The organism is Brevibacillus sp. FSL K6-0770, from assembly GCF_038000275.1.
Lineage (GTDB): Bacteria > Bacillota > Bacilli > Brevibacillales > Brevibacillaceae > Brevibacillus > Brevibacillus parabrevis.
Map to the genome: position 1 here is coordinate 734,219 of NZ_JBBOBQ010000001.1, position 15,302 is coordinate 749,520.

The 15,302-nt window shown below is 52.1% G+C and carries 6 protein-coding genes; 5 read left to right on the forward strand and 1 reads right to left on the reverse strand.

All coding sequences use genetic code 11. The annotated features are described in order from the left end of the window. Positions 1 to 167: 167 nt before the first annotated feature. The gene (locus NST23_RS03840) at positions 168 to 5,573 is read left to right on the forward strand and encodes a chitobiase/beta-hexosaminidase C-terminal domain-containing protein (protein ID WP_340963148.1); all 5,406 of its coding nucleotides are present in this window, start codon (positions 168 to 170) and stop codon (positions 5,571 to 5,573) included. A 308-nt stretch (positions 5,574 to 5,881) separates the two neighbouring features. After that, on the forward strand, positions 5,882 to 6,754 hold the full coding sequence (locus tag NST23_RS03845) for a class I SAM-dependent methyltransferase (protein ID WP_281869621.1): 873 nt from the start codon (positions 5,882 to 5,884) through the stop codon (positions 6,752 to 6,754). 88 nt (positions 6,755 to 6,842) lie between these two features. On the opposite strand, the gene NST23_RS03850 is transcribed toward NST23_RS03845, so the two are convergent. Beyond that, a complete protein-coding gene (locus NST23_RS03850; RefSeq protein ID WP_229049817.1) occupies positions 6,843 to 7,358 on the reverse strand; it encodes a DoxX family membrane protein in 516 nt (171 codons plus the stop codon). 323 nt (positions 7,359 to 7,681) lie between these two features. Between NST23_RS03850 and NST23_RS03855 the strand changes: the two genes are divergently transcribed. From NST23_RS03855 to NST23_RS03865, 3 genes are all read left to right on the forward strand, one after another. Further along, positions 7,682 to 13,087 carry an Ig-like domain-containing protein gene (locus tag NST23_RS03855; protein ID WP_340963150.1) on the forward strand — a complete coding sequence of 1,802 codons (5,406 nt, stop codon included), beginning with the start codon at positions 7,682 to 7,684 and terminating at the stop codon, positions 13,085 to 13,087. A gap of 353 nt (positions 13,088 to 13,440) precedes the next feature. Continuing rightward, positions 13,441 to 14,379, forward strand: coding sequence for an ABC transporter permease (locus NST23_RS03860; RefSeq protein WP_340963152.1), 939 nt, complete (start codon positions 13,441 to 13,443; stop codon positions 14,377 to 14,379). A gap of 88 nt (positions 14,380 to 14,467) precedes the next feature. Continuing rightward, positions 14,468 to 15,268: an ABC transporter permease gene (locus NST23_RS03865; RefSeq protein ID WP_371736949.1), complete on the forward strand. Its 801-nt coding sequence runs from the start codon at positions 14,468 to 14,470 to the stop codon at positions 15,266 to 15,268. Positions 15,269 to 15,302: the final 34 nt, after the last annotated feature.

The following is a 15,302-nucleotide window of genomic DNA, read 5'->3' on the forward strand; positions in this document are numbered from 1 at the left end:
GGACACAAAAGACAGCGCCAACAGGCATAGGCGGGATTTCCTATTCAACTGTAACTTTTGGTGAAGGTCATTTTTTTGCAGGCGGAACGAATCAGACCGTAATCAGCTCGCCAGATGGCTCCACTTGGTCGGTAGAAAATACAGGTGGAAGCAAAGCAGTATCGGCCGTGAAGATTGGAAATGGCAAGGTAGTGGCTTCAGGAGCTTCAGGATTACTTTTGGTAGGAAATGCTCCGATTAGCAGCCAAGCGCAAAAGCCGACAGCGAATCCGGCAGGCGGAGAAGTAGCGGCAGGGACGACAGTTACGTTGAGTACGAATACAGCAGGAGCCACGATTCACTACACCACAGATGGAAATGCCCCGACAGGAAGCAGCCCCGTGTACAGCACACCGATTCCCATCAACAGTGCGGTGACGATTAAAGCCATTGCCGTGAAAGCAGGCATGACGGACAGTGAGGTTATGAGTGAGAGTTACACCATTAAACCCCAGGCAGAAAAGCCAACAGCGAATCCGGCAGGCGGAGCAGTAGCGGCAGGAACGACAGTTACGTTGAGTACGAATACAGCAGGAGCCACGATTCACTACACCACAGATGGAAATGCCCCAACAGGAAGTAGCCCCGTGTACAGCACACCGATTCCTATCAACAGTGCGATGACGATAAAGGCGATTGCCGTGAAGGCAGACATGACGGACAGTGCAGTCATGAGTGAGAGCTATACCATCATGCCGCAGGTAGAAAAACCAACAGCGAACCCGACAAGCGGAGCAGTAGCAGCAGGAACGACGGTTGCGTTGAGTACGAATACAGCAGGAGCCACGATTCACTACACTACAGATGGAAATGCCCCAACAGGAAGTAGCCCCGTGTACAGCACACCGATTCCGGTCAACAGTGCGATGACGATTAAGGCCATTGCGGTGAAAGCGGGCATGACGGACAGCTTAGTGATGAGCGAGAGTTATACCATCATGCCGCAGGTAGAACAGCCAACGGCGAATCCGACAGGTGGAGCAGTAGCAGCAGGAACGACGGTTGCGTTGAGTACGAATACAGCAGGAGCCACGATTCACTACACCACAGATGGAAATGCCCCGACAGGAAGTAGCCCCGTGTACAGCACACCGATTCCTATCAACAGTGCGATGACGATAAAGGCGATTGCCGTGAAGGCAGGCATGACGGACAGTACAGTAATGAGCGAGAGTTATACCATCATGCCGCAGGCAGAACAGCCAACGGCGAATCCGACAGGTGGAGCTGTAGCAGCAGGAACGACGGTTGCGTTGAGTACGAATACAGCAGGAGCCACGATTCACTACACCACAGATGGAAATGCCCCGACAGGAAGTAGCCCCGTGTACAGCACACCGATTCCTATCAACAGTGCGATGACGATAAAGGCGATTGCCGTGAAGGCAGGCATGACAGACAGTACAGTAATGAGCGAGAGTTATACCGTCATGCCGCAGGCAGAACAGCCAACGGCGAATCCGACAGGCGGAGCTGTAGCAGCGGGAACGACAGTAGTTTTAAGTACGAATACAGCAGGAGCTACCATTCACTACACTACAGATGGAAATGCCCCGACAGGAAGTAGCCCCGTGTACAGCACACCGATTCCGGTCAACAGCGCGATGACGATTAAGGCGATTGCCGTCTTGGCAGGCATGACCGACAGTACGGTTATGAGTGAGAGCTACACGATATTGCCACTGCCGCAAGTAGCGACTCCGACCGCAACACCAAGCAGTGGAGCTGTCCTAGTGGGAACTCCTGTCACATTGCAAACGACCACACCGGGAGCGACGATCTACTACACAACAGACGGCAACACACCAACAACAAGCAGTAACGTATATAGCACACCTATTCCGATTAACAGTGCAGTCACGATCAAAGCAATAGCGGTTCTCGGAGGCATGACGGACAGTACAGTGATGAGCGAGAGCTACACGATATTGCCACTGCCGCAAGTAGCGGCTCCGACCGCAACACCAAGCAGTGGAGCTATCCTAGCAGGAACCCCTGTCACACTGCAAACGACCACACCAGGAGCGACGATCTACTACACGACAGACGGCAACACGCCAACAACAAGCAGCAACGTATACAGTACGCCGATCCCGATTACTGGAGCAGTTACAATCAAAGCCATTGCCGTCTTGGCAGGCATGACGGACAGTGCGGTGATGAGCGAAAGCTACACCATAACCCCGTTACCGCAACCGCAAGTAGCGACCCCGGCGGCAGCGCCAAGCGGAGGGGCAGTCCCAGTAGGAACGACAGTCGCGTTGAGTACAACGACACCAGGAGCGACGATCTACTACACAACAGACGGCAACACGCCAACCACAAGCAGCAACGTGTATAGCACAGCCATTCCGATTAACAGTGCGGTAACAATCAAGGCATTCGCTGTCTTGGCAGGCATGACGGACAGCACGGTAATGAGCGAAAGCTACACCATAACCCCGTTGCCGCAACCGCAAGTAGCGACACCAACGGCAACACCAAGCAGTGGAGCTGTCCTAGTGGGAACTCCTGTCACGTTGCAAACAACCACACCAGGAGCGACGATCTACTACACGACAGACGGCAACACGCCAACAACAAGCAGCAACGTATACAGTACGCCTATCCCGATTACCGGAGCGGTTACAATCAAAGCCATTGCCGTCTTGGCAGGCATGACGGACAGCACGGTAATGAGCGAAAGCTACACCATAACCCCGTTGCCGCAACCGCAAGTAGCGACCCCGACAGCAGCGCCAAGCGGAGGGGCAGTCCCATCAGGAACGATGGTCGCGTTGAGTACAACCACACCAGGAGCGACGATCTACTACACGACAGACGGCAACACGCCAACAACAAGCAGCAATGTGTACAACAACTCAGCCATTCCGGTCAACAGTGCGATGACCATCAAAGCAATTGCCGTGAAAGCAGGCATGACGGACAGCACAGTAATGAGCGAAAGCTATACCATAACCCCGTTGCCGCAACCGCAAGTAGCGACGCCAACGGCAGCACCAGGCAGTGGAATGGTCACACCGGGAACCCCTGTCACTCTGAAAACTACCACGCCGGGAGCGACCATCTATTACACAACAGACGGCAGCACACCGACAGCAAGCAGCGACGTTTACAGCACAGCAATTCCTGTAAACAGCGCACTCACGATCAAAGCCATGGCAACAAAGCCAGGCATGACAGACAGCTCGGTCATGACAGAATCTTACTCCATCTACGTACCAAGCATCGTGGTGACCAATGTCAAACCGGCTCCGGCGATAACTGGCTTGCCAAACGGCACGGCGAAAACAGCCTCCGCGCTAGGCTTGCCTTCGCAGGTAGAAGTGACGTTGAATAGCGGTGCAACGATCGAAGTAGATGTGGACTGGATGGTAGCGGATGCCTCATACGATCCTGACAGCAAAGAAAAGCAGACGTTTACCGTTCAAGGCAACCTGGTTCATCTGCCAGGCGGCATTACCAACCCGCAAAACTTGACAGCCAGCATTCAGGTGACCGTTTTAGCAGACTCGGCAAAAGAAACCGATATTGTCCGCGTGGCTGAACTGGCGCCAATCACGGGCCTTTCCAATGGGACGCCGAAAACGGCAGAAGCGTTGGGACTGCCTGAGCGGGTCGAAGTGACGCTCGATGACGACAGCAAGCTTTCTGTCAGCGTCGATTGGGCTGTCTCTGAAGCTGATTACGATCCCGAAAGCAAGGAAAGTCAAAGCTTTACCGTAACAGGAGAATTGGTGAAGCTGCCAAAAGGGGTAACCAACAGCAAAGATCTCACAGCCAGCATTCAGGTGCGAGTCCGTGCTGAAAATGAGCAGGTCCGCAAAATCGTCAAAGTCCGAAACCCGGAAGCGATCGATGATGTAAAAAACGGCACAAGAAAAACAGCCTCTGCTTTGGGACTCCCCGAAGAGGTCAGGGTAACGTTGGATGATGATAGCACACTTGAAGTCCAAGTCAGCTGGGATGTCGACAGCGCCGACTATGATCCTGACAGCGAGGAAAAGCAGCGTTTCACCGTGGAAGGGATTTTGGCCAACCTGCCGGATGATGTAGAAAATCCGGAGCGTTTGGGGGCCAGCGTCAAAGTGACTGTCAGGGCAGCGACGCGGGACAGAGAGCGTGACGATGACAAAAAAGATAAAGAGGAGCGGCGCAAGCAACCGGAAACAACTCCACAGGACCAGACGCGAACTGTCAAAGTCGAGGCAGGTAACGAAGGAATTGTGTTCGAGCCGCTTGAAATCGTACGCACTACCACCTCCAAAAACAAAAAAGCAGACGAAGTCGTCCTGCATCAGGAAACAGCCAAAGCCATTTTGCAAAGAGCAGAGCAAAACAAAAAAGACATCATTCGAATTGCGATTGATGATCTCCCGGGCAGTCCGGCTGATGAAATCTTGGTAACAGTGCCGACAAATGCCCTTGAGCTGATCAAGCAGCAGCGGGTTGCGCTTGAGATTCGCACAAAAGATGTCGTCATTACCATTCCAAGAGAAACTTTGGCGATGTTGTCAGACAAGCTGTATTTCCGGATTGTACCGATTACCAATTCACAAGACAAAAAAGAGATAGCACAGCAAACGATCGACGACGAGATCGTGCAACGAGCAACGGGTGGACAGCAAGTACAAGTCGTGGGCAAGCCGATGACTATTGAAACCAACTACAGCAACCACCGAACGCGTGTCACTTTCCCGTTGGAGGATGTCGAGCTGCCGAAAAATCCGGATGATTTGCAGGCTTTCCTCTCTACACTTGCCGTTTTTGTAGAGCATGCGGACGATGAGAAGGAGCTGAAGACAGGAACCATTCGTTACGACGAAAACGGAAAGCCTGTCGGTATCGAGATTGAAATCAGCAAGTTCAGCACGTTCACGATTCTCTCCTTGAAAGGCAAACAGTTGTATGTAGAACATCCGGCGTATATGGTCGGCTACCCGAACGGGACATTCCAGCCAAACCGAATCTTGACTCGTGCGGAAATGGCTGCGATGTTAGCGTCTTTCCTGCAAGAGACAGGTCAATCTGTTCCACAAGAGAGCGGCGTATTTGCAGATGTAAAAGCTGGCCACTGGGCTGCAGCATCGATTCAAAAGGTGCGCGATGCCGGATTGATGAGTGGAGACGCCAATGGTTTGTTCCATCCGGAGGCAATTGTGACACGCGCGCAAATGGCAAGTATTATCGCCAAGTGGAAAAACTTGTATACGATCAAAAGGGATCTGCCTTTTGCAGATGTACAAGGTCATTGGGCCGTATGGCAGGTTGCTGCTGTTGTCGAGCAAGGCATCATGAAAGGATATGTCGATGGATTATTCCATCCAGATCAGGGACTGACTCGTGCGGAAGCAACGGCTCTGTTCAATCGCGTAACGGGCAGGGGACCGCTTGAAGGCATGACGAAGATGATCTGGAAAGACGTTCCACAGACGCATTGGGCTTTTGCTGAGATTGCGGAGGCCACCATGCCACATGCCGCATACCAGACCGCAGACGGCACGGAGCAACTCGCAGATACAAGCGAGAAGTAAACGGGACGTTTGGACAATGTAACGAGAAACGAGAAATGGGGCTGCCCTTAGTGGGAAGCCCCATTTTTTGGGAGAGGACGGATGATTCAGCAAAGCTGTTTCATGAACGTAGCCCTAACGCCCAGCACGATCACCCGCTTTTTACAGCGACAAAACGAAAAAATGTCAACAAACGGACAAATAAGTCATCTTGACATAAAAATATATTTATGATATAATTTAATATTTAAAACATTGATTATATCCCCATCCCTGCTATACTCCTCCTTGAAGCATACAAACCTGATTGGCAAAAGGGAGGATGTCTGATGAAAGAAAACCAGGTAAGCCTGACTGCAATCATCTCTGCCTACATTCGCGGTTACCACGCCATGAACGAGACTCCTAAAATTTTTGACGATTTTCTGGCTCTGGCTCTGATCCCGGAGGAACGCCGTACACTTATCGAGCAAGGCTTTGCGAGCGGTCTCACATCAGGAGCGGGCGCCGGGGAAATGACTACGCTGCCTGCCCTGCTGCAAGCAATGGGCTTGCCTCAGGTGGTCAGCCGGGCACGGTATACGGAGGAGATTTTGGAGCAGGCTGTAGAGCAAGGAGCAGAGCAGTACGTGATCCTGGGTGCAGGGCTGGACACGTTTGCTTTCCGACGTCCAGAACTGCTGGAGAAGCTTCACTTGTTCGAAGTCGATCATCCGGCGACGCAAGCTTTCAAACAGGAACGGCTGGCTGAACTGGGGTGGGAGATTTCTCCTCAGCTGCATTTCGTTCCAGTGAATTTTGCCAAAGAAAGCCTGGCAGAAGCGCTTCGCCGTACAGCATATGATCCGCAAAAGAAGACGGTTGTTAGCTGGCTTGGGGTCACGATGTACCTGTCACGAGACGAAGTGCTTGCGACACTGGGCTCTATAGCCGAGACGACACCTGCGGGCAGCTCGGTCATTTTTGATTACTTCACTCCCACCAATACAGAGCTGATTATGCAGGCTGAATTGCGAAAAATCGGCGAGCCGTTCCAGACGAGCTTCGACCCGGAGGAGCTTGCACGCGATCTTTCCCGCTTCGGTTTTTCCCTCCACGAGCATGCCAGTCCAGCAGTGATCCAGCAGCGCTATTTCCAGGGACAGACCGATTATTACGCCAGTGAGCACGTGCATTTTGGCTGGTTCACGACGACGAGATAGCATATCAAGCATGACTGAATAGCCCCGTTCTTGCCTAGAGCAGATGCCTAGGACAGAGCGGGGCTTTTTTGTGCCTTAAGCTTCGAGATTATGGATGATGAGACAGGAAAAGCGCGGGGTCTTTTTCGCGTTCAGATGGTGCCCGGCCAAAAGCCCGATCGAGACTGTACGCATACGTGTAGCTTCGGCACAGCAACAAACCGAAGGCGCTGGTGTAGAGCACGAGACTGGTCAGATTCATATTTCCTGACAAAATAAAGTTGATATGCATGAACAGACAAAAGAGAATATCTTGTTTGATAAACAAACCGACCATTAACAAGATGCCGATGGCAATCTGAACGACCGGAATGACGTAGTTGAGAAACATGACGTGATTCAGGGCAATTTCATTGATAAAAACTTTGTAAAAATCGGGCGTTTGCGGTTTTTGTGCGGCCTGAACCAGATAGTCGTGAAGAAATATGCCTGGCTTGGAGTACCAGGATTTTTCCGTAATTTTGGTCAACCCGGCCAAAAACCAGCCTACTCCGAATAAAATACGCATCAATAGAACGAGATACGGAAACGCGTACAGCTTGAACAGCGCTGCTGACTGCTTCAAAAAAATCACCCCGGCATGAATTTGAAAAAATTGCCGTAGTTGAAAAGTATTATCATTCACGCGGGACATCCAAATTTTTATACAAGGTCAATATATTTGTCAAGAAAGACTTTTCGAAAGCAAAAAATTTACATGTAAAATATTTCTTGACGGATGTTGAGGACAGGAGCATAATGATTCATGCCTGTAATTGAGAAGGATTATCATTTTCAGTAAATGACAGGGATACGCGCTGCGAGCCCTGTTTTTTTGCGGCATTATTGATAATGATTATCGTTATATGTTCATTTTTGATCATTATTTATGAAAAAGGAGCAGTAGAAATGAAAAAGAAAACGATTTGTCACGTGGCGATCTCGACAGGCTTCCTCCTGTCGGCAGTTGCGCCACTGTCACCAGTAACTGCGTTTGGCATGTCGAAGAGTGCCCAGACGTATGCAAGTGCTGTAGAGTCTCACGTTGCGCCCAGTTCCAGTGAGAAGCCGTTCGCGATTGCTTCTGCGTCAGCGGTAAACGGTCTGATCAAGGTTGCATTCACGGGCAAACAGGAGAAAAAACCTGTGCAAGGCGATTTCAGTCTGGCACTGGACGTGAACGGCAAACGGCAAAAAACAGTGAAGGTAACCAAATTTGCCTGGGATGAGCAGACATCCACTGCGCTGATCTCCTTCAGTCCGCTTGCTTTTTCCACGAAGGAACAAAAAGTAGATATCGCTATTTCCTACAAAGGCAATGAATCCGTGACAACCAGCTATGAGCTGGCCCGCAGGCAAGAGCGCATGGAGAGTTTGTCCGTCGAGTACATCGGGGCAGACGCCGAACTGGCACTTGGAACCGAAGATGACCGCATGTCTTTGGTGGCTGTTGCCAGAGATAAAGCTGGCCGACAAGTGAAAGATCCGTCTGTTGTCTGGAAATCGGGCAACGAGAAGATCGCTGTCGTTGACAGAAAAGGAAATGTGCGCGCGGTAGGTGTGGGAACGGTAAATATTACAGCGACATCCGGCAAGAAAACCGCTTCGCTCAAGCTGGAGGTAACGCCGGGGGATGCATTGGTGACGAATCTGGAAGCGGCCAATGGATTTGTCTCCATGAAAGTGCATGATGCTGCTGACAGCATGCCATCTGCCGATAATTTTACGCTTGCGACCACGATTAACAAGAAACAGAAAAATGTGTCCGTCTCCCGGGTAGACTGGAACGAGGAAACACAGACCGCTACGCTAGTATTCGAGCCGATTGAACCTGCCAAAAGAGATCAGGAAGTAGGTATGGCTGTAACCTATAAAGATTACGAGGCCAGCGCGAAGCCATTTACGGTGGCAAGAACAGGCACGAAGCCGCAAAAAGTAGAAATCATGCACTTTGGCCACGACGCGATTTTGCATGACAGTGATGCCGAGGATCGCTCCCTTGCGTTGTGGGCTGTGGCAACCGATCGTTCGGGTCGGGTTGTGAGCGGAAACGACGTGAACTGGAAAATCGCGGACGACGCGGTAGCGACGATTAGCGAAAACGGTGCCGTTACAGCGAAGGCAGCCGGAACAACGGAAGTCACGGCGACGATCGCGGGAGTCTCTGCTACGATCGCGATTGAAGTGAGCGCAGGAAAAAGACCGCAGCTGGTGCTGGGCCAATCTCGCGTGACAGAGTCCGCGTCCAATGACGGGCAAATTGCTGAACAGTTGGAAGTAACATTGACAGCTGGAACGTTTGCACAAGATATTGCAAACGAAGATGTGACGGTAGCGAAGCTCCCTGCTGGCTTGAAAGCGAATGTTGTCCGCGTAGATGACCAGAAGCTGCGCATCAGCTTCACGGGAAAAGCAGAGCGACACACAGCTGGCGATAGCGTTTCCCAGCTCAAAGTAACCGTAGCGAAAGAAAAAGTGAGCGGCGCGTCCCGTGATTTGACTACCGATTCGTTTGCAGTTCAATTTTTGGATGCGGTCATTTCGCCAACGACTCCGACTACGCCAACCATCCCGGTTGATCCGAACAGCGAGCTTGCGCCGAACAAAGCCGCAGGCACATTCAACAAATCGTTCCAGCTTTCCAGCTTCGGTTCATATGGGCCTAACAGCGGTTTGACTACAGTGAACGGAAACATTGGCATCAGCACGAACGCAGCAGGCACCATTACTCTGCAAAATCTCGATATTCGCGGAACGGGCGGAAGCAACGGCAGTCTGGTTGTTGATGCGAAGAATGCTACGGTCATTTTGCAAAACGTCAAAGTAAACGGCGTGCAAGTGCAAAACGTTGCGGTGGGAACGCTCGATGTACGAGGAGCCGGAAGCGCGATCCAGCAAATCACGATTACGGACCCGGATGGCGGCAGCGTGAAAGTGGACCCGAACTCTTCCGTTCAGCGACTGGAAATCATGTCCGGTTCCACGCAGCAACCGATCAAGCTGCAAGGAACGATCGCAGGGGATGTTGTGGTCAACGGCAACTCGTTTGTCCAGCTCGATACTGGGGCGAAAGTCGGCAAGCTGGAAGTTGGAAGCACGGTAACAGATGCCAAGCTGGACATTCGCGGCGCATTGGGAGAGCTGAGTCTGGGTACAAGCAGCCTGACATTTGCAAACCAAGACGCAAATGAACTGCTGGCACTCATCGAGAAGCTGACGGCAACGCCGAATGTCGATCTGGGAAGCATCCAAATGGGAGCGCACTCCCTGAACGATCTGAAAACAGCTTTGGACAAGCTCGCTCTGGTGAAAACGGCAGTCGAAGCATACGAATCGCTCGCACTCGCTACCGCGGAAGACATTCAGAAGGCGGTTCAGGATGGCGGACAGGCAGCGCAAGCGGCACTGGATGCAGCGAAGCAAACAATGGCGCAAGCCACAACCATTGCCGAGTGGCAAGCTCGCATTGATGCGCAAACAGCAAAAATTGATGCAGCTTCCAAAGGACAGCCAGTACCGAACACGGATAAAACGATCGTTAGCGTACCAGAGGTTGCGGAAAAATCGTACGAAAACCACACCCCTGCCTATAACTTCGAGCTTCCGAGCTGGGTAGAAGTGACCTTGAGCGATGGAACAAAAGCAGAATTGTATGTGCGTTGGGACTTTAGCGCGTACGATCCTGATTTGTCCAGCAAACAGACCTTTACAGCCGTAGGTACTCTGCGAGGAAGTTCTTGGAGCGCAGAGCTGCCAACAGGTGTGAAAAACGCGCAAAACCTCAAAGCACAGGCGAAAATCACGGTTGAGGGTGCGATGCAAGTCATGAGCGTAGCTTCCGTGCCGATGAAGACGAACGTTGAAAACGGAACTAACTTCTATCAGCTTGGTCTTCCGAATGAAGTAACGGTTACGCTCAGTGATAACAGTACCCAAAACGTGGGTGTTACATGGCAGCAAGGCGATTATGATCCACAAAACCTGGCAGCCCATGTTGTCACGATCAAAGGCCGTCTGGGAGATCGCTACGGATTGCCGCGCGGGATCAAGAACGACCAAAATGTCGAGGCGGAAATCCAAATTTCTGTCAATGCCGCACGGGAAATCGAAAGCATTACGCCAGTCCAACTCACAGGTGTACTGAGCGGAACGGCGAAAACGGCAAAAGCATTGGGCTTGCCGGAAACCGTTGAAGTCGTGTTGTCCGGGGGCAAAAAAGTAGCAGTGCCTGTTCAGTGGGACGTAGCAAGCACAACCTATGATCCTGCCAAAGCAACAGCGCAGATGTTCGAGGTCGAAGGCAACCTGACGAACATTCCGGATGGAATTGTTCCAGGCAGCACACTGAAAGCGAAGGCTACCGTTGCGACTGGAGATGCCGTGCCGATTACCAATGTAGCGACTGTAACTGTTGCGAATGTACCGGGCGGAATCAGCAAAACGTATTTGGCCGCTTACTTGCCGAAACAGGTGGATGTAACTTTGCAGGACGGCAAAAACGCGAAAGTAGACGTAACATGGGATGTAGCGGGATCGACCTACAATGATTCAGATGAGCAAGAGCAATCGGTAGTCGTGACAGGTACGCTGGTAAACCTTCCGCCAGGAGTAGCGGAGAACAATCAGACTGCGACGGCAAATGTTACGGTTCAAGCAGTTCGTTATGTAGAGAGTGTCGATTCGGTTTCCATCAGCGGCATTGCCAACGGGACGAACGCAACAGAAAAAGGCTTCAATCTGCCGACACATGTAACGGTAAACCTGACGGACAACAGCACGATTCAGGCTGACGTGAAGTGGGATTTGCAATCGGTCAATTACCAAAAACAAGATAAAAATGCACAAAATGTAACCGTGACAGGCAGCCTTTTGAACTTGCCGACAGGGGTTAAGGCAAATCAGTCTGTGCATGTTGAAGCAACGGTTCATGTAGACGCAGAGGTTGCACTTGCGGACAGCACAGGGGTGGTTCTGTCAGATGTGGTGACCAGACAGGAAGGAGAGGCGACAACGGAAGTTCTCGGAGAATACTTCCTGCCGCTTTCCGGCACGGTTACAGGAGCAAACGGACAGCCGATCAACGGCCCGGGAACCGCACTGCTCGTACTGAACATGTCGATCAACGGAACGGATGTAAACACGATTGATTACTTGAATCGTAAACTACCTTTGAACATGAAGCTGTATGTCGGATGGGACACAGAGCAAATGCTTTCGGAAGTGGCATCCGTGTTGACAGCAGCGCTTAAACATCACCCGGAAGGAAACAACTACCAAGTAATCATGTCTTCTGATCCGGCGGGAATCATCATCAAGCAAATGCCAGGCGCTGGCGATGAAGCGACTGTGCTGATGAGCGTGGTGGAAAATGGCTCCGGCTCGGCTGTAGAAGGCTTGACGTGGGGTTCGTTCACCACAGTAAGAGAAGGGCACTACGGGCATAAGGGCGAAAATGCGATCTTCCGGGTTAGAGTGACCACAGGAGCTGCCGTTACAGGGAAGGTCATCCTGCACATTGCGGACGGCCAAGTTGATAAAAAACTTGCCGTTGCCGTACAGGCAAACGACAGCGCTGAGCAGGTTGCGGAAAAAATCAGACAGGCAGTCGCTGACGATTTCGAATTGAACAGCATCTATCACGTCGCGATTTCCGCAAATTCGCTGATGTTCGAAGCGAGAGAAGCGGGCGAGAAGCATCTGGCCGTAACGGTGGAAAACGCCGGAACGCCGACCGATCCAGGCACGCCGACTGACCCAGGCACGCCAACCGATCCGGGAACCCCGACTGATCCAGGCACCCCGACTGATCCGGGAACGCCGACTGATCCGGGAACGCCGACTGATCCGGGCACGCCGACTGATCCGGGAACGCCGACTGATCCAGGTACGCCGACTGATCCGGGAACGCCGACTGATCCGGGCACGCCGACTGATCCGGGAACGCCGACTGATCCGGGAACGCCGACTGATCCAGGCACGCCGACCGACCCAGGCACACCAACCCCTTTGCCAGAGCTTGGTGCCCATTTGGAAGCTTCGTCAGATGAGTACTTCTCCAAAGTTGTTCTGCCTTCCGCAATTGATTTTAACAACGTGCGCTACTTGAACACGATGTCGGACAGACAGCCAACTGATAAGTACAAAGCTGGCGATGCCGTTCCAGATGATGCGAAACAGCTGCACGAGTCAGGGGAGTTCCGCGGAGTGCCCGGCATGTGGTTCATTTTGTTCGAGGTTGACGCGAACAATAAGATCGTGAAATACCAAGAAATTTTGATAAAAGACGAAGACGTGAACTTGCCGAATTGGGACTAATCACGCATAAAAACCCGCTTTCTGCCATGCAGGAGAAAGCGGGTTTTCTCTTTTTTGCCTGAAGATGAAAAAGCTGATTGGCAATACTTGTCCGCCCACAGGCTGCCCGCCTAGTTCCCACCACTATCAGAAAAAATCAAAATCACATATTGAACTTTCTATCAATTTAGAATAGACTGATACTCAAATGAATAGCGACTATATAACGACAAATGTCGCTGAAAAACAAACAGGGAGGGGCGGAACGTGTCGATCACCAGAATGCATGGCAAAAAAGTCGGGCTTGGCTCACTGCTTGCCGGCAAGCAAAACGGCAGTTATCTCATCTATCTTTGTAACCAGGTGCCTGCCTCATGACGCAATTTATTCTCAAACGATTGATGTCTGGCGTCGTCGTTCTTTTTGGACTTTCGGTGTTTACCTTCATGCTCATCCATTTCATCCCGGGCGATCCGGTGCGAATTATGCTTGGACAGCGGGCGACAGTGGAGCAAATCGAAGCCTTGCGCGAAGAGCTTGGGCTGAACAAGCCGCTCGTCTCCCAGTATGTCAGCTATGCATCCGGCTTGATTCAAGGAGACTTGGGCACTTCGCTCAAAACGGGCAGGCCGGTCAGTACCGAGATCGCCGAACGCTTTCCGGCAACGGCGAAAATGGCAGTGGCAAGCCTGGGCGTTGCCGTGATCGTCGGAGTGGGGCTGGGTGTGATTGCCGCGAGATTTAAGGACACGTTTATCGACGGGATGATCATGATGTTTTCCACCTTGGGCATGGCGTTGCCCGGTTTTTGGCTGGGGTTGCTCGTCATCCTCGTCTTATCGGTGCATTTGGGCTGGTTTCCGATTGCGGGCGGAACCGGATTGCTGGATATCGTGCTGCCTGCCCTCACGCTCGGCACCTTGATGGCGACAGCACTCAGCAGGCTTACTCGCGCGGGGATGGTAGAAATTTTGTCCAACGACTACATCCGAACCGCCCGGGCAAAAGGCATGGGGGAACGAATCATTTTGCTCCGCCACGCTTTTCGCAATGTGATGATCCCGATTGTCGCCGTCATTGGCCTGGAGTTTGCGGGCCTGTTGGGTGGAGCCGTCATCGTGGAGCAAGTTTTCAATTGGCCGGGAATCGGCACTCTGGCCATCCAGGCGATCAGCTCCCGGGACTTTCCGATGATCCAGGGAACGACATTGTTCATCGGAGCGATTTACGTCGTTGTCGTGATTGTAATTGACGTCTTGTACGCTCTGCTCGATCCCCGGATCAATTTTTCCGCCAAAAGGGAGGGTGCATGACATGAGCGAGATCAACAAGGCCGTAACCGTTCGCTCCATGTGGCGCAAAGAACGCCAGCTTCCCCGCTTCGAATTGCTCGGCAAAATCATGCAAAGAAAAAAGGCGAAATACAGCTTTTTGATGATGCTCGGCATTATCGTGATCGGGATTATCGGCCCGTGGATTGCCCCGCACGATCCGACCAAAACGTATTACGAAGCTTTCATGCAAGGCCCGTCGAAACAGTTTTGGCTCGGGACGGATGCGATCGGCAGAGACATCTTATCGCGGCTTTTGTACGGCACGCGGGTGACGCTGACGGCAGCAGTCATGGCGTCGGCGATGACCTTTGTGGTCGGGACGCTCATCGGAGTGACCAGCGCCTACATCGGAGGATTTTTTGACAATCTGATCATGCGAATCATGGACGTGCTGCTGGCTTTGCCGGGGATTGTGCTCGCTCTGGCAATCGTCGCAGCCTTGGGGCCAAGCCAGGAAAATGCCATGATTGCGATCGGAATCGCCTCCATTCCCGGGTTTTCGATTTTGGTCCGCGGAGCAGCGCTGTCCATCAAAGAGTCCGGGTACGTGGAAGCGAGCAGATCCATCGGCAGCTCGAACTGGTGGATCATCATCAACCAATTGATTCCGAATATCGCCAACGTGCTGATTGTGTATACGACCATGTTCATCGGCGGAGCGATTCTGTCCACATCTGCGCTCGGGTTTATCGGACTTGGGGCACAGCCACCTACCCCGGAGTGGGGAACGATGCTGAACGAAGGCAAAGATTACTTGCGGGAAGCCTGGTGGCTGGCGACTTTTCCGGGGATCGCGATTACCGTCGTTGTTTTTACCGTCTACATGCTCGGAGATGCTTTGCGCGACATTTTTGACCCGAAAGCATGAGTCGGAGCAATCAAGGCAGCGAGTGCTGTAGCTG